Genomic DNA, 15,111 nt, shown 5'->3' on the forward strand with positions numbered 1-15,111 from the left:
ATGAAAGCAGCGGCAAAGACGCTTAAACCAAAACGTCAGGAAGAACAGGCCAACTTTATCAGTTGGCGTTTTGCGTTGCTTTGCGGGTGCATTTTGCTGGCGATGGCTTTCCTGCTGGGCCGTGTGGCCTGGTTACAGATAATTAATCCAGACATGCTGGTACGTCAGGGCGACATGCGCTCTCTGCGCGTGCAGGAAGTTGCAACGTCTCGTGGCATGATTACCGACCGCTCTGGTCGCCCACTGGCGGTGAGTGTGCCAGTGAAAGCGATTTGGGCCGATCCTAAAGAGCTGCACGATGCCGGTGGCGTGAGCATTGATAACCGCTGGAAGGCGTTGGCCGATGCGCTCAACATGCCGCTGGATCAGCTGGCGACGCGTATCAACAGCAACCCGCGCATGCGCTTTATCTATCTGGCTCGTCAGGTTAACCCTGATATGGCCGATTACATCAAAAAGCTCAAGCTGCCGGGGATTCATCTGCGCGAAGAATCTCGCCGTTATTACCCTTCAGGGGAAGTGACCGCTCACCTCATTGGCTTCACCAACGTCGACAGCCAGGGCATTGAAGGCGTCGAAAAAAGCTTTGATAAATGGCTGACCGGACAACCGGGCGAGCGCATCGTGCGTAAAGACCGCTACGGTCGCGTTATTGAAGATATCTCCTCCACCGACAGCCAGGCGGCACATAACCTGGCGTTGAGCATTGACGAACGCTTGCAGGCGCTGGTTTACCGCGAACTGAACAACGCCGTGGCGTTTAACAAAGCGGAATCGGGCAGCGCAGTGTTGGTGGATGTCAGCACCGGTGAAGTGCTGGCGATGGCAAACAGCCCGTCGTACAACCCAAACAACTTTACCGGCACGGCAAAAGATGCGATGCGTAACCGCGCGATAACCGACGTCTTCGAGCCAGGTTCCACTGTCAAACCGATGGTGGTCATGACGGCGCTGCAGCGCGGCATCGTCACTGAAAACACGGTGCTGAACACCGTTCCTTACCGAATTAACGGTCACGAAATCAAAGACGTGGCGCGTTACAGCGAATTGACCCTTACCGGGGTGCTACAGAAGTCGAGTAACGTCGGAGTTTCCAAACTGGCGTTAGCGATGCCCTCCTCAGCGTTAGTAGATACTTACTCACGTTTTGGATTGGGAAAAGCGACCAATTTGGGGTTGGTCGGAGAACGCAGTGGCTTATATCCTCAAAAACAACGGTGGTCTGACATAGAGAGGGCCACCTTCTCTTTCGGCTACGGGCTAATGGTAACGCCGTTACAGTTAGCGCGAGTCTACGCAACGATTGGCAGCTACGGGGTGTATCGCCCGCTGTCGATTACCAAAGTTGACCCACCCGTTCCGGGCGAACGTATCTTCCCGGAACCCATTGTTCGTACCGTCGTTCACATGATGGAAAGCGTGGCGCTGCCTGGCGGCGGCGGCGTGAAAGCGGCGATCAAAGGCTACCGCATCGCCATCAAGACCGGTACCGCGAAAAAAGTGGGGCCAGACGGTAAATACATCAACAAATACATTGCTTATACCGCGGGCGTTGCGCCAGCCAGCCAGCCGCGCTTTGCGCTGGTGGTGGTGATTAACGATCCGCAGGCCGGTAAGTACTACGGCGGTGCCGTATCTGCGCCAGTGTTTGGTGCCATCATGGGCGGCGTGCTGCGCACCATGAACATCGAACCTGATGCGCTGTCTACGGGCGAAAAAAGTGAATTTGTGACTAATCAAGGCGAGGGAACAGGTGGCAGATCGTAATTTGCGCGACCTTCTGGCTCCGTGGGTGCCAAATGCACCGGAGCGAGCACTGCGAGAAATGACACTCGACAGCCGTGTGGCGGCGTCGGGCGATCTTTTCGTGGCTGTTTTAGGTCATCAGGCGGACGGGCGTCGATATATCCCGCAGGCGATAGCGCAAGGTGTAGCTGCCATTATTGCTGAAGCAAAAGATGAAGCCGCTGATGGCGAAATCCGTGAAATGCACGGTGTGCCAGTCATCTATCTCAGCCAGTTGAACGAACGCTTGTCCGCGCTGGCCGGGCGTTTCTACCATCAACCTTCTGAACAACTCCACCTGGTGGGCGTCACCGGAACCAACGGCAAAACGACCACCACTCAGTTGCTGGCGCAGTGGGCGCAGCTGCTCGGTGAAACCAGTGCGGTAATGGGCACGGTGGGGAATGGTCTGTTGGGCAAAGTCGTGCCAACGGAAAATACCACCGGTTCCGCTGTTGACGTGCAGCACGTGCTGTCAGGTCTGGCAGAGCAGGGGGCTTCCTTTGCCGCAATGGAGGTTTCTTCCCACGGTCTGGTTCAGCACCGTGTCGCTGCACTGAGATTTGTGGCTTCCGTGTTTACCAACCTCAGCCGCGACCATCTCGACTATCACGGCGATATGGAGCACTACGAAGCGGCAAAATGGATGCTCTACTCCACGCACCACTTTGGTCAGGCAATCATCAACGCCGATGACGAAGTGGGCCGCCGCTGGCTGGCAAAACTGCCGGATGCGGTTGCGGTATCGATGGAAGATCACATCAACCCGAACTGCCACGGCCGCTGGCTGAAAGCGACTGCAGTGAACTATCACGACAGCGGCGCGACCATCCAGTTTGACTCCAGTTGGGGTCAGGGCGAAATCGAAAGCCGTCTGATGGGGGCGTTTAACGTCAGCAACCTTCTGTTGGCGCTGGCAACACTGTTGGCACTGGATTATCCACTGGCCGAACTGCTGAAAACAGCGGCACGTCTTCAGCCGGTTTGCGGGCGTATGGAAGTGTTCACTGCGCCGGGTAAACCTACCGTTGTGGTTGATTACGCTCACACGCCAGATGCGCTGGAAAAAGCGCTCGAAGCGGCACGTCTGCACTGTGCGGGCAAACTCTGGTGCGTGTTTGGCTGCGGCGGTGACCGTGACAAAGGCAAGCGCCCGCTGATGGGAGCCATCGCCGAGCAATTCGCGGATATTGCTGTCGTCACCGACGACAACCCGCGCACCGAAGAGCCGCGCGCCATCATCAACGACATTCTGGCGGGAATGCTCGACGCGGGCCACGCCAAAGTGATGGAAGGCCGAGCCGAAGCGGTCACCGCCGCCATCATGCAGGCCAAAGAGATTGACGTGGTGCTGCTGGCTGGCAAAGGCCATGAAGATTATCAAATCGTCGGTAACCGCCGTCTCGACTACTCCGACCGCGTCACCGCAGCCCGCCTGCTGGGGGTGATCGCATGATTAGCGTAACGCTAAGCCGCATCGCTGAGATCCTCAACGGCGAGCTGCACGGTCAGGACGCAACGATTGATGCGGTGACCACAGATACTCGCAAAATTACCGCTGGCTGCCTGTTTGTGGCACTGAAAGGCGAGCGTTTTGATGCGCACGATTTTGCCGAGCAGGCAAAAGCGGCTGGCGCAGGTGCGCTGCTGGTGAGCCGCAAAGTCGATTGCGATTTGCCGCAGGTGTTGGTGAAAGACACCCGTCTGGCGTTTGGTGAACTGGCTGCATGGGTTCGCCAACAGGTGCCTACGCGTGTGATTGCGTTAACCGGCTCTTCCGGCAAGACCTCTGTGAAAGAGATGGCGGCATCGATTCTGAGCCAGTGCGGGAATACGCTCTACACCGCAGGCAACCTGAACAACGACATCGGCGTACCGATGACGCTGCTGCGTCTGACCAAAGAACATGAGTACGCGGTGATTGAGTTGGGTGCGAACCATCAGGGCGAAATCGCCTGGACAGTTGGCCTGACTCGCCCGGAAGCGGCGCTGGTGAATAACCTCGCGGCGGCACATTTAGAAGGTTTTGGCTCTCTGGCGGGGGTGGCGAAAGCGAAAGGTGAAATCTTCACCGGCTTACCGCTGAACGGCATCGCTATCCTTAATGCCGACAATAACGACTGGCTGAACTGGCAGAGCGTGATTGGTGACCGTAAAGTCTGGCGCTTCTCACCGAATGCGGCGAACAGTGATTTCACGGCTAACAACGTTCACGTCACCAGCCACGGCACCGAATTCTCGCTGCAAACGCCAGTGGGCAACATTGACGTTTTGCTGCCATTACCGGGTCGTCACAATATCGCGAATGCTTTAGCGGCCACGGCTTTGACCATGGCTGTGGGCGCAACTCTGCCCGCAGTAAAAGCTGGGTTAGCCTCACTGAAAGCGGTGCCGGGGCGTTTGTTCCCGATCCAGCTTGCTGAAAATCAGCTCTTACTGGATGACTCCTACAACGCCAACGTTGGCTCAATGACGGCGGCGGCGCAGGTCTTATCCGAAATGCCGGGTTACCGCGTATTTGTTGTGGGCGATATGGCTGAGCTTGGGGCTGAAAGTGAAGCCTGCCACCAACAAGTGGGCGAAGCGGCACAAGCGGCAGGCATTGATTGCGTGCTGAGCGTTGGCAAACAAAGCAAAGCGATTAGCGATGCAAGCGGTGTCGGCGAGCATTTCGCGGATAAACCCGCAGCGATTGCACGCCTTAAGTCACTGATCGAAGAACATCAAATTATCACTATTTTGGTGAAAGGTTCACGTAGCGCTGCCATGGAAGAGGTGGTTCGCGCTTTACAGGAGAATGGGACATGTTAGTGTGGCTGGCCGAACATTTGGTCAAATATTATTCTGGCTTTAACGTCTTTTCCTATCTGACGTTTCGCGCCATCGTCAGCCTGCTGACTGCGCTGTTCATCTCTTTGTGGATGGGCCCGCGCATGATCGCCCGTCTGCAAAAACTCTCTTTCGGTCAGGTCGTCCGTAATGACGGCCCTGAGTCGCACTTCAGCAAACGTGGAACGCCAACCATGGGCGGGATCATGATCCTGACCGCGATTGTGGTTTCAGTACTGCTGTGGGCTTATCCGTCTAACCCGTACGTCTGGTGCGTACTGGTCGTTCTGGTCGGTTACGGCATCATTGGTTTTGTCGACGACTACCGCAAAGTTGTGCGCAAAGACACCAAAGGCCTGATTGCCCGCTGGAAATATTTCTGGATGTCGGTGATTGCGCTGGGCGTGGCCTTTGCGCTTTACATGGTCGGGAAAGACACGCCAGCCACCGAGCTGGTTGTGCCGTTTTTTAAAGATGTCATGCCGCAACTCGGTATCTTCTACATCCTGCTGGCCTACTTCGTGATTGTCGGCACCGGCAACGCGGTGAACCTGACGGACGGTCTCGACGGCCTGGCTATCATGCCGACGGTCTTCGTGGCGGCGGGCTTTGCGCTGGTGGCGTGGGCGACCGGTAACATGAACTTTGCGAACTACCTGCACATTCCGTATCTGCGTCATGCGGGGGAACTGGTTATCGTCTGCACCGCGATAGTGGGGGCAGGTTTAGGCTTCCTGTGGTTCAACACTTATCCCGCTCAAGTTTTCATGGGTGATGTGGGTTCGCTGGCACTGGGCGGCGCACTGGGCATCATCGCGGTACTGCTGCGTCAGGAATTCCTGCTGGTCATCATGGGCGGCGTGTTCGTGGTCGAAACGCTGTCGGTTATTTTGCAGGTGGGCTCCTTCAAGCTGCGCGGTCAGCGCATCTTCCGCATGGCACCGATTCATCACCACTATGAACTGAAAGGCTGGCCGGAACCGCGCGTTATCGTGCGCTTCTGGATTATTTCACTGATGCTGGTCCTGATTGGCCTGGCCACGCTGAAGGTACGTTAATGATGGCAGATTACCAGGATAAAAACGTCGTCATCATCGGTCTGGGAATGACCGGGCTTTCCTGCGTGGATTTCTTCCTGGCGCAGGGCGTAACGCCGCGGGTCATGGATACCCGAGCCACTCCTCCGGGTCTCGATAAGCTGCCTGAAGAAGTGGAGCGTCATGTTGGTGGTCTGAATGATGACTGGTTGCTGGCGGCAGATTTAATTGTTGCCAGCCCTGGTATTGCCTTAGCGCACCCTTCCTTGAGCGCGGCGGCGGATGCCGGTGTCGAAATTGTCGGCGACATCGAGCTGTTCTGCCGTGAAGCTCAGGCGCCGATCATTGCTATAACGGGTTCTAACGGCAAAAGCACGGTCACCACGCTGGTGGGCGAAATGGCGAAAGCTGCAGGTGTCAATGTGGGCGTGGGTGGCAATATCGGCCTGCCGGCGCTGATGCTGCTGGATGTTTCGCGTGAACTGTACGTGCTTGAACTCTCAAGCTTCCAGCTGGAAACCACCTCCGGTTTACAGGCGGTGGCGGCCACGATCCTCAACGTGACTGAAGATCACATGGATCGCTACCCGTTTGGGCTGCAGCAATATCGTGCAGCCAAACTGCGCGTTTATGAGAATGCAAAAACCTGCGTGGTCAATGCCGATGATGCGCTGACCATGCCAGTTCGTGGAGCCGATGAGCGCTGCGTGAGTTTTGGTGTCAACATGGGCGACTATCACCTCAATCGTCAGCAGGGCGAAACCTGGCTGCGCGTGAAAGGCGAGAAGGTGCTGAACGTACGCGAGATGAAACTCACCGGACAGCACAACTACAGCAACGCACTGGCGGCACTGGCTCTGGCGGATGCGGCGGGCTTACCGCGTGCCAGCAGCCTGAAAGCGCTGACCACCTTTACTGGCCTGGCGCACCGCTTCCAGTTGACGCTGGAACATAACGGTGTGCGCTGGATAAACGACTCTAAAGCAACCAACGTCGGCAGCACTGAAGCGGCGCTAAATGGCCTGCATGTCGACGGTACGCTGCATCTTCTGTTGGGCGGCGATGGTAAAGCGGCAGATTTTTCTCCGCTTAGAGCATATCTCAAAGGCGACAACGTGCGCCTGTGGTGCTTTGGTCGCGACGGTGATGCACTGGTTGCCCTGCGCCCTGAAGTGGCAACGCGCACCGAAACAATGGAACAGGCGATGCGTGCAATTGCGCCGCAGCTGAAAGCCGGCGATATGGTTTTGCTGTCGCCAGCCTGTGCCAGCCTCGATCAATTTAAGAATTTTGAGCAGCGCGGGGATGTGTTTACCCGCCTGGCGAAGGAGTTAGGCTAATGCGTTTATCTCTCCCTCGCCTGAGATTGCCGCGCTTACCGGGATCGGGAGTCCTGGTCTGGTTGTTTGCGGCACTGAAAGGCTGGGTGATGGGCTCTCGGCAGAAAGATACCGACAGCCTGGTGATGTACGATCGCACGCTACTGTGGCTGACACTCGGCCTGGCGGCGATTGGTTTTGTCATGGTGACCTCGGCTTCTATGCCTGTCGGGCAACGTCTGGCGAACGATCCGTTTTTGTTTGCTAAACGTGATGGCCTGTACATCATTCTGGCGTTCTGTTTAGGGCTGGTTACGCTGCGTCTGCCGATGGATTTCTGGCAGCGTCACAGCACCGCGATGCTGATTGCGTCGATTGGCATGCTGCTGATTGTATTGGTCGTCGGGAGCTCCGTTAACGGGGCATCACGCTGGATTGCTCTGGGTCCGCTGCGTATTCAGCCTGCGGAACTGACCAAGCTGTCGTTGTTCTGTTACATCGCCAACTATCTGGTGCGTAAGGGCGATGAGGTTCGAAATAACCTGCGCGGCTTCTTAAAACCGATGGGCGTGATTTTTGTGCTGGCTATCCTGCTGCTGGCTCAGCCAGACCTTGGTACGGTGGTTGTGCTGTTTGTGACCACGCTGGCCATGTTATTCCTGGCAGGGGCAAAACTGTGGCAGTTCATCGCGATTATCGGCATGGGGATTTCCGCCGTGGTCCTGCTGATCCTTGCAGAACCGTACCGTATTCGCCGCGTCACCTCGTTCTGGAACCCGTGGGAAGATCCCTTCGGCAGTGGCTACCAGTTAACCCAATCATTGATGGCCTTTGGCCGCGGTGAAATATGGGGGCAGGGCCTCGGCAACTCGGTGCAGAAACTGGAGTATTTGCCGGAAGCGCATACCGACTTTATCTTCGCCATTATCGGTGAGGAATTAGGCTATATCGGTGTGGTACTGGCCCTTTTAATGGTATTCTTCGTCGCTTTCCGCGCCATGTCTATTGGCCGTAAAGCGCTGGAGATTGACCAGCGCTTCTCAGGTTTTCTGGCTTGTTCGATCGGTGTCTGGTTCAGCTTTCAGGCGTTAGTTAACGTCGGGGCTGCGGCAGGTATGCTGCCAACCAAGGGTCTGACTCTGCCGCTTATCAGTTACGGTGGTTCCAGTCTGCTGATTATGTCGACGGCAATCATGCTGCTGTTGCGAATTGATTATGAAACTCGTCTGGAAAAAGCCCAGGCGTTTACACGGGGTGTTCGATGAGTGGTCAGGCTAAGCGGTTGATGGTGATGGCAGGCGGTACCGGGGGGCACGTGTTCCCGGGGCTGGCTGTGGCGCACCATCTGATGGAGCAGGGCTGGCAGGTTCGCTGGCTCGGTACCGCCGATCGTATGGAAGCGGACTTAGTGCCGAAGCACGGCATCGAGATTGATTTTATTCAGATTTCGGGTCTGCGTGGAAAAGGCCTCAAGGCTATGCTTTTCGCGCCGATACGTATCTTCAACGCCTGGCGACAGGCCCGCGCCATCATGAAGCGTTTTCAGCCGGATGTGGTGCTGGGAATGGGCGGATATGTTTCAGGCCCAGGCGGTCTGGCGGCGTGGTCATTAGGGATTCCAGTGGTACTGCACGAGCAGAACGGCATTGCCGGTCTGACCAACAAATGGCTGTCGAAAATTGCCAAAACGGTGATGCAGGCGTTCCCGGGCGCATTTCCTGACGCAGAAGTGGTTGGGAACCCCGTTCGTGTTGATGTGCTGGCACTGCCATTGCCGGATCAGCGGCTGGCTGGGCGCGAAGGTGAAATTCGTGTGTTAGTGGTTGGCGGCTCGCAGGGCGCGCGTGTCTTAAACCAGACAATGCCGCAGGTTGCCGCGAAGCTCGACGATCAGATTTCTATCTGGCATCAAAGCGGAAAGGGTGCGCAGCAAGCGGTTGAACAAGCTTATGCTGATGCGGGGCAACCTCAGCACAAAGTGACCGAGTTTATTGATGATATGGCCGCGGCCTATGCCTGGGCTGATGTGGTGGTCTGCCGATCTGGCGCGCTGACGGTCAGTGAAATTGCTGCGGCAGGTTTGCCCGCGATTTTCGTGCCGTTCCAGCATAAAGACAGGCAGCAGTACTGGAATGCACTGCCGCTGGAAAAAGCCGGAGCCGCCAAAATTTTTGAGCAGCCGCAGTTCACCGCGGAAGCCGTCGCCAACACGTTGGCTGACTGGGACAGAAAGACATTGCTGGACATGGCCGAGCGTGCACGAGCCGCCGCCATTCCGGATGCTACCGAGCGGGTGGCAAAAGCAGTAAGCCTGGCAGCTCAGGTTTAATCATCGCAGCGCCTTTTGCGTTGCACGAATTTTGAAGTAGTCGATGGCGTTTAGAGAATGAATACACAACAACTGGCGAAACTGCGTTCTATTGTGCCCGAGATGCGTCGCGTCCGGCACATCCACTTTGTCGGCATCGGCGGTGCTGGCATGGGCGGTATTGCCGAAGTGTTGGCGAATGAAGGGTATCAAATCAGTGGGTCGGATCTTGCGCCGAACCCGGTGACTCAGCAACTGACGGCGCTGGGCGTCACCATTTATTTCAACCATCGCCCGGAAAACATCCTCAATGCGAGTGTGGTGGTGGTCTCCAGCGCCATTTCTGCGGATAACCCGGAAATCGTCGCGGCGCATGAAGCGCGCATTCCGGTGATTCGCCGTGCAGAGATGCTGGCAGAACTGATGCGTTTTCGTCATGGCATCGCCATTGCCGGTACGCACGGTAAAACCACGACGACGGCGATGGTCTCAAGCATTTATGCAGAAGCAGGCCTTGATCCGACGTTCGTTAACGGTGGTTTAGTGAAAGCTGCCGGTGTGCATGCACGTCTCGGCCACAGCCGTTATCTGATTGCGGAAGCGGATGAAAGCGATGCGTCATTCCTGCATTTGCAACCGATGGTGGCGATCGTCACCAATATCGAAGCCGACCACATGGATACCTACCAGGGCGACTTCGAAAATTTAAAGCAGACGTTTATTAACTTCCTGCATAACCTGCCGTTTTACGGTCGTGCTGTAATGTGCGTTGATGATCCTGTTATCCGCGAATTGCTGCCACGCGTAGGCCGTCAGATTACCACTTATGGTTTCAGCGACGATGCCGATGTGCGTGTTGAAGAGTACAAACAAATTGGCGCTCAGGGGCATTTCACGCTGATTCGTCAGGACCATGCGCCGCTGAAAGTGACGCTGAACGCACCGGGTCGTCACAACGCCCTGAACTCCGCCGCAGCGGTTGCCGTTGCCACGGAAGAAGGCATTGACGATGAAGCTATCCTGCGCGCATTGGAAAGCTTCCAGGGCACGGGTCGTCGTTTCGATTTCCTCGGCGAATATCCGTTAGCGGAAGTGAACGGTAAAAGCGGCAGCGCCATGCTGGTTGACGACTATGGTCATCACCCAACTGAGGTCGATGCCACTATCAAAGCGGCACGTGCGGGCTGGCCAGACAAAAATCTGGTGATGGTCTTCCAGCCACACCGTTATACCCGTACGCGTGACCTGTATGACGATTTCGCTAACGTGCTGACAGACGTCGACGCGCTGTTGATGCTGGAAGTCTATCCGGCGGGTGAAGCACCGATTCCAGGCGCGGATAGTCGCTCCCTGTGCCGCACCATTCGCAGCCGTGGCAAGGTGGATCCAATCCTGGTCTCTGATCCGGCTAAGGTCGCAGAAACGCTGGCGCCCGTGCTGACCGGCAATGACCTGATTCTGATTCAGGGGGCGGGAAATATCGGCAAAATCGCGCGTAATTTAGCTGAAATCAAACTCAAGCCGCAAACTCAGGAGGAAGAGCGCCATGGCTGATAGAATCGCTGTCCTCCTCGGCGGCACTTCCGCAGAGCGAGAGGTTTCTCTGAATTCTGGCGCGGCTGTGCTGGCGGGCCTGCGCGAAGCAGGCATCGACGCCCACGGCGTTGATCCTCGTGATGCGGATATCACGCAACTCAAAAATCAGGGTTTTAAGAAAGCGTTTATTGCGCTGCACGGACGTGGTGGCGAAGATGGCACGCTTCAGGGGTTACTGGAGCTGATTGGCCTGCCTTATACCGGTAGCGGCGTGATGGCTTCTGCGATTTCTATGGACAAACTGCGCAGCAAATTGCTGTGGCAGGGCGCGGGTTTACCGGTGGCTCCGTGGGTAGCGTTGACCCGTAATGAGTTTGCTCAGGGCCTTTCACAAGACCAGCAGCAGCGCATTTCCGCTCTTGGATTACCGCTGATTGTGAAGCCGAGCCGTGAAGGTTCAAGCGTGGGCATGTCGAAGGTGGACGAAAAGGGTGCACTTAACGATGCCTTAACGCTGGCTTTTCAGCACGATGAAGAAGTATTGATTGAAAAATGGTTAAGCGGGCCGGAATTTACCGTCGCCGTACTCGGTGAAGAAATTTTACCTTCAGTTCGCATCCAACCGGCTGGAGTCTTCTATGATTATGAGGCGAAGTATCTCTCTGACGAGACGCAGTATTTCTGCCCTGGTTGTGAAGATCCCGCGCGTGAGCAAGAAATGCAATCCCTGGTGCTAAAAGCCTGGAAAGTCCTGGGTTGTGCAGGCTGGGGACGCATTGATGTGATGCAGGATAGCGATGGCCAGTTGTATCTGCTGGAGGCGAACACCTCTCCAGGCATGACCAGCCACAGCCTGGTGCCGATGGCGGCGCGTCAGGCTGGCATGAGCTTCTCGCAGTTAGTGGTGCGCATTCTGGACCTGGCGGATTGATATGTCGCAGGCAGCACTGAATACACGGAACCGTGAAGAAGAGGAAATCGCTTCTTCACGCAGAAATAACGGAACGCGTCTTGCAGGGATAGTGTTCCTGCTCGCGGTATTATGTACCGTGTTGATGAGCGGCTGGATGGTGCTGGGCTGGATGGAAGATGCGCAGCGCCTGCCGCTGTCAAAGCTGGTGGTGACCGGGGAACGTCACTACACGCGAAATGATGATATTCGTCAGGCGATCCTGGCGTTGGGTCCTCCGGGCACCTTCATGACTCAGGACGTCAATATCATCCAAAGTCAGATTGAACGTCTGCCGTGGATCAAGCAGGCAAGCGTTCGCAAGCAGTGGCCGGACGAATTGAAGATTCATCTGGTTGAATATGTGCCGATTGCGCGCTGGAATGATCAGCATATGGTGGACAGCGACGGAAACGCGTTTAGCGTCCCGACCGATCGCACCAGCAAGCAGAATCTGCCGATATTGTATGGCCCGGAGGGCAGCGAGAATGAAGTGCTGCAAGGCTATCGCGATATGGGACAAATGTTGGCGAAAGATAAGTTTACGTTGAAAGTGGCGGCGATGACCGCCCGCCGCTCCTGGCAGCTAACGTTGAATAATGACATCAAGCTGAACCTGGGGCGCGGCGATACGATGAAACGGCTTGAGCGCTTTTTAGAACTCTATCCTGTTCTACAGCAGCAGGCGCAGACCGATGGCAAACGGATTAGCTATGTTGATTTGCGCTATGACTCAGGCGCAGCAGTGGGGTGGCAACCCGCTCCTGCACCCGTAGAGGATACACATCAACAACAAAATCAGGCACAGGCAGAGCAACAATGATCAAAGCGACGGACAGAAAACTGGTAGTAGGACTGGAAATTGGTACCGCGAAGGTAGCCGCTTTGGTGGGGGAAGTTCTGCCCGACGGAATGGTGAATATCATTGGCGTGGGCAGTTGCCCATCCCGGGGTATGGACAAAGGTGGCGTGAACGACCTTGAATCCGTGGTGAAATGCGTACAGCGTGCCATTGATCAGGCTGAGTTGATGGCGGATTGCCAAATCTCGTCAGTGTATCTGGCGCTTTCAGGCAAACATATTAGCTGTCAGAATGAAATTGGTATGGTGCCCATCTCTGAAGAAGAGGTGACGCAGGAAGATGTTGAGAACGTAGTGCATACGGCGAAGTCCGTACGTGTGCGTGACGAACATCGTGTGCTGCACGTGATCCCGCAGGAATATGCCATTGACTATCAGGAAGGGATCAAAAATCCGGTCGGCCTTTCCGGTGTGCGTATGCAGGCAAAAGTGCACCTGATTACCTGTCACAACGATATGGCGAAAAACATTGTGAAAGCCGTGGAACGTTGTGGTCTGAAAGTTGACCAACTTATTTTTGCCGGACTGGCGTCGAGCTATTCAGTCCTGACGGAAGACGAACGTGAGCTGGGCGTCTGTGTGGTTGACGTTGGCGGTGGTACCATGGATATCGCCGTTTATACCGGCGGAGCGTTGCGTCACACCAAAGTTATCCCGTATGCCGGGAACGTGGTGACCAGCGATATCGCTTACGCCTTCGGCACACCGCCAAGCGATGCCGAAGCGATTAAAGTTCGCCATGGCTGTGCGCTGGGTTCCATCGTCGGGAAAGACGAAAGCGTTGAAGTGCCAAGCGTCGGCGGTCGTCCGCCGCGCAGTCTACAGCGCCAGACGCTGGCAGAAGTGATTGAGCCGCGTTATACCGAGCTGCTCAATCTGGTGAACGAAGAGATTTTGCAACTGCAGGAACAGCTGCGCCAACAGGGTGTCAAACACCATCTGGCTGCGGGGATTGTTCTGACCGGTGGCGCGGCGCAAATTGAAGGCCTGGCGGCCTGTGCGCAGCGCGTGTTCCATACCCAGGTCCGCATTGGCGCACCGCTGAACATCACCGGACTGACGGATTATGCCCAGGAGCCGTATTATTCAACGGCGGTGGGCCTGCTGCACTACGGGAAAGAGTCACACCTGAGTGGTGAAGCGGAAGTGGAAAAACGTGTCGCAGTGAGTTCATGGATTAAGCGAATTAATACCTGGCTGCGAAAAGAGTTTTAATTTTTTAAGAGAGCGCAGAAAATTAGCGTTCTCAGGCGACAGGCACAACGGAGAGAGAAACTATGTTTGAACCTATGGAACTGACCAACGACGCGGTGATTAAAGTCATCGGCGTCGGTGGTGGCGGTGGCAACGCCGTCGAACACATGGTGCGCGAGCGCATTGAGGGTGTTGAATTCTTCGCCGTTAACACCGACGCCCAGGCGTTGCGTAAAACGGCCGTTGGCCAGACTATCCAGATTGGTAATGGTATTACCAAAGGCCTGGGTGCTGGTGCAAACCCGGAAGTCGGTCGCAACGCGGCAGACGAAGACCGTGAAGCACTGCGTGCTGCCCTTGAAGGCGCAGACATGGTGTTCATCGCTGCAGGTATGGGCGGTGGTACGGGGACCGGCGCGGCTCCTGTAGTCGCTGAAGTCGCAAAAGATTTGGGTATCCTGACCGTTGCTGTCGTGACGAAGCCTTTCAACTTTGAAGGCAAGAAGCGTATGGCCTTCGCGGAGCAGGGTATCGCTGAGCTGTCCAAGCATGTGGATTCTCTGATTACTATCCCGAACGACAAGCTGCTGAAAGTGCTGGGTCGTGGGATTTCGTTGCTTGATGCATTCGGTGCAGCAAACGACGTCCTGAAAGGCGCGGTGCAGGGTATCGCAGAGCTGATTACCCGTCCGGGTCTGATGAACGTCGACTTTGCAGACGTGCGCACCGTGATGTCCGAAATGGGCTACGCGATGATGGGTTCTGGCCTGGCGAGCGGTGAAGACCGTGCGGAAGAAGCGGCTGAAATGGCTATCTCTTCTCCACTGCTGGAAGACATCGATCTGTCTGGCGCGCGTGGTGTTCTGGTTAACATCACTGCAGGCTTCGATCTGCGTCTGGATGAGTTCGAAACCGTGGGTAACACTATCCGTGCATTTGCTTCGGATAACGCGACCGTGGTTATCGGTACCTCTCTGGATCCGGACATGAACGACGAACTGCGCGTGACCGTTGTTGCCACCGGTATCGGTATGGACAAACGTCCAGAAATTACTCTGGTGACCAACAAACAGCAGCAGCAGCCAATGATGGATCGCTACCAGCAGCACGGTATGGCACCGTTGACGCAAGAGCAGAAGCCGGTCGCAAAAGTGGTCAACGACAATACGCCGCAAACCACCAAAGAACCGGATTATCTGGACATTCCAGCCTTCCTGCGTAAGCAAGCTGATTAAGAATTAGCTGGAAGTTGGGTATCTGCGCTCTTTGTGCTAAACTGGCCTGCCGAATGTA

The 15,111-nt window shown here is 55.9% G+C and carries 12 protein-coding genes; all 12 read left to right on the top strand.

The features are described 5' to 3' along the window. The 12 genes from ACLW56_RS02975 (at nt 1) to ftsZ (ending at nt 15,053) form a co-directional block, all read left to right on the top strand. Nucleotides 1-1,767: a peptidoglycan glycosyltransferase FtsI gene (locus ACLW56_RS02975; protein ID WP_330982331.1), complete on the top strand. Its 1,767-nt coding sequence runs from the start codon at nt 1-3 to the stop codon at nt 1,765-1,767. Continuing rightward, nucleotides 1,754-3,241: a UDP-N-acetylmuramoyl-L-alanyl-D-glutamate--2,6-diaminopimelate ligase gene (murE, locus tag ACLW56_RS02980; RefSeq protein ID WP_330982332.1), complete on the top strand. Its 1,488-nt coding sequence runs from the start codon at nt 1,754-1,756 to the stop codon at nt 3,239-3,241. The genes ACLW56_RS02975 and murE overlap by 14 nt, the downstream gene beginning before the upstream one ends. After that, a complete protein-coding gene (gene murF, locus ACLW56_RS02985) occupies nt 3,238-4,596 on the top strand; it encodes a UDP-N-acetylmuramoyl-tripeptide--D-alanyl-D-alanine ligase (protein ID WP_330982333.1) in 1,359 nt (452 codons plus the stop codon). Before murE ends, murF begins: the two co-directional genes overlap by 4 nt. Then, on the top strand, nt 4,590-5,672 hold the full coding sequence (mraY, locus tag ACLW56_RS02990; RefSeq protein WP_330982334.1) for a phospho-N-acetylmuramoyl-pentapeptide-transferase: 1,083 nt from the start codon (nt 4,590-4,592) through the stop codon (nt 5,670-5,672). The genes murF and mraY overlap by 7 nt, the downstream gene beginning before the upstream one ends. 2 nt (nt 5,673-5,674) lie before the next feature. Continuing rightward, nucleotides 5,675-6,991, top strand: coding sequence for a UDP-N-acetylmuramoyl-L-alanine--D-glutamate ligase (murD, locus tag ACLW56_RS02995; protein ID WP_330982378.1), 1,317 nt, complete (start codon nt 5,675-5,677; stop codon nt 6,989-6,991). Beyond that, nucleotides 6,991-8,235 (top strand): cell division protein FtsW, encoded by a 1,245-nt coding sequence (gene ftsW / locus ACLW56_RS03000; RefSeq protein ID WP_330982335.1) that lies wholly within the window; start codon nt 6,991-6,993, stop codon nt 8,233-8,235. Before murD ends, ftsW begins: the two co-directional genes overlap by 1 nt. After that, the gene (murG, locus tag ACLW56_RS03005; RefSeq protein WP_330982336.1) at nt 8,232-9,299 is read left to right on the top strand and encodes an undecaprenyldiphospho-muramoylpentapeptide beta-N-acetylglucosaminyltransferase; all 1,068 of its coding nucleotides are present in this window, start codon (nt 8,232-8,234) and stop codon (nt 9,297-9,299) included. Before ftsW ends, murG begins: the two co-directional genes overlap by 4 nt. Before the next feature lie 57 nt (nt 9,300-9,356). After that, nucleotides 9,357-10,832: a UDP-N-acetylmuramate--L-alanine ligase gene (gene murC / locus ACLW56_RS03010; RefSeq protein ID WP_330982337.1), complete on the top strand. Its 1,476-nt coding sequence runs from the start codon at nt 9,357-9,359 to the stop codon at nt 10,830-10,832. Further along, nucleotides 10,825-11,745, top strand: a complete 921-nt coding sequence (locus ACLW56_RS03015; protein WP_330982338.1) for a D-alanine--D-alanine ligase — start codon at nt 10,825-10,827, stop codon at nt 11,743-11,745. Before murC ends, ACLW56_RS03015 begins: the two co-directional genes overlap by 8 nt. Before the next feature lies 1 nt (nt 11,746). Continuing rightward, nucleotides 11,747-12,586 (top strand): cell division protein FtsQ, encoded by an 840-nt coding sequence (gene ftsQ / locus ACLW56_RS03020; protein ID WP_330982339.1) that lies wholly within the window; start codon nt 11,747-11,749, stop codon nt 12,584-12,586. Continuing rightward, nucleotides 12,583-13,839: a cell division protein FtsA gene (gene ftsA / locus ACLW56_RS03025; protein ID WP_097162871.1), complete on the top strand. Its 1,257-nt coding sequence runs from the start codon at nt 12,583-12,585 to the stop codon at nt 13,837-13,839. Before ftsQ ends, ftsA begins: the two co-directional genes overlap by 4 nt. 62 nt (nt 13,840-13,901) lie before the next feature. Next, on the top strand, nt 13,902-15,053 hold the full coding sequence (ftsZ, locus tag ACLW56_RS03030) for a cell division protein FtsZ (RefSeq protein WP_330982340.1): 1,152 nt from the start codon (nt 13,902-13,904) through the stop codon (nt 15,051-15,053). Nucleotides 15,054-15,111: the final 58 nt, after the last annotated feature.

It is taken from the genome of Pantoea sp. sgz302252, assembly GCF_047713085.1.
Taxonomy (GTDB): Bacteria; Pseudomonadota; Gammaproteobacteria; order Enterobacterales; family Enterobacteriaceae; genus Scandinavium.

Excerpts from the sequence above, each read along its gene's own strand:
- ACLW56_RS02975 (WP_330982331.1), top strand. The coding sequence starts at position 1 with ATGAAAGCAGCGGCAAAGACGCTTAAACCAAAACGTCAGGAAGAACAG.
- murF (WP_330982333.1), top strand. The coding sequence starts at position 3,238 with ATGATTAGCGTAACGCTAAGCCGCATCGCTGAGATCCTCAACGGCGAG.
- mraY (WP_330982334.1), top strand. The coding sequence starts at position 4,590 with ATGTTAGTGTGGCTGGCCGAACATTTGGTCAAATATTATTCTGGCTTT.
- murD (WP_330982378.1), top strand. The coding sequence starts at position 5,675 with ATGGCAGATTACCAGGATAAAAACGTCGTCATCATCGGTCTGGGAATG.
- ftsW (WP_330982335.1), top strand. The coding sequence starts at position 6,991 with ATGCGTTTATCTCTCCCTCGCCTGAGATTGCCGCGCTTACCGGGATCG.
- murG (WP_330982336.1), top strand. The coding sequence starts at position 8,232 with ATGAGTGGTCAGGCTAAGCGGTTGATGGTGATGGCAGGCGGTACCGGG.
- murC (WP_330982337.1), top strand. The coding sequence starts at position 9,357 with ATGAATACACAACAACTGGCGAAACTGCGTTCTATTGTGCCCGAGATG.
- ACLW56_RS03015 (WP_330982338.1), top strand. The coding sequence starts at position 10,825 with ATGGCTGATAGAATCGCTGTCCTCCTCGGCGGCACTTCCGCAGAGCGA.
- ftsQ (WP_330982339.1), top strand. The coding sequence starts at position 11,747 with ATGTCGCAGGCAGCACTGAATACACGGAACCGTGAAGAAGAGGAAATC.
- ftsA (WP_097162871.1), top strand. The coding sequence starts at position 12,583 with ATGATCAAAGCGACGGACAGAAAACTGGTAGTAGGACTGGAAATTGGT.
- ftsZ (WP_330982340.1), top strand. The coding sequence starts at position 13,902 with ATGTTTGAACCTATGGAACTGACCAACGACGCGGTGATTAAAGTCATC.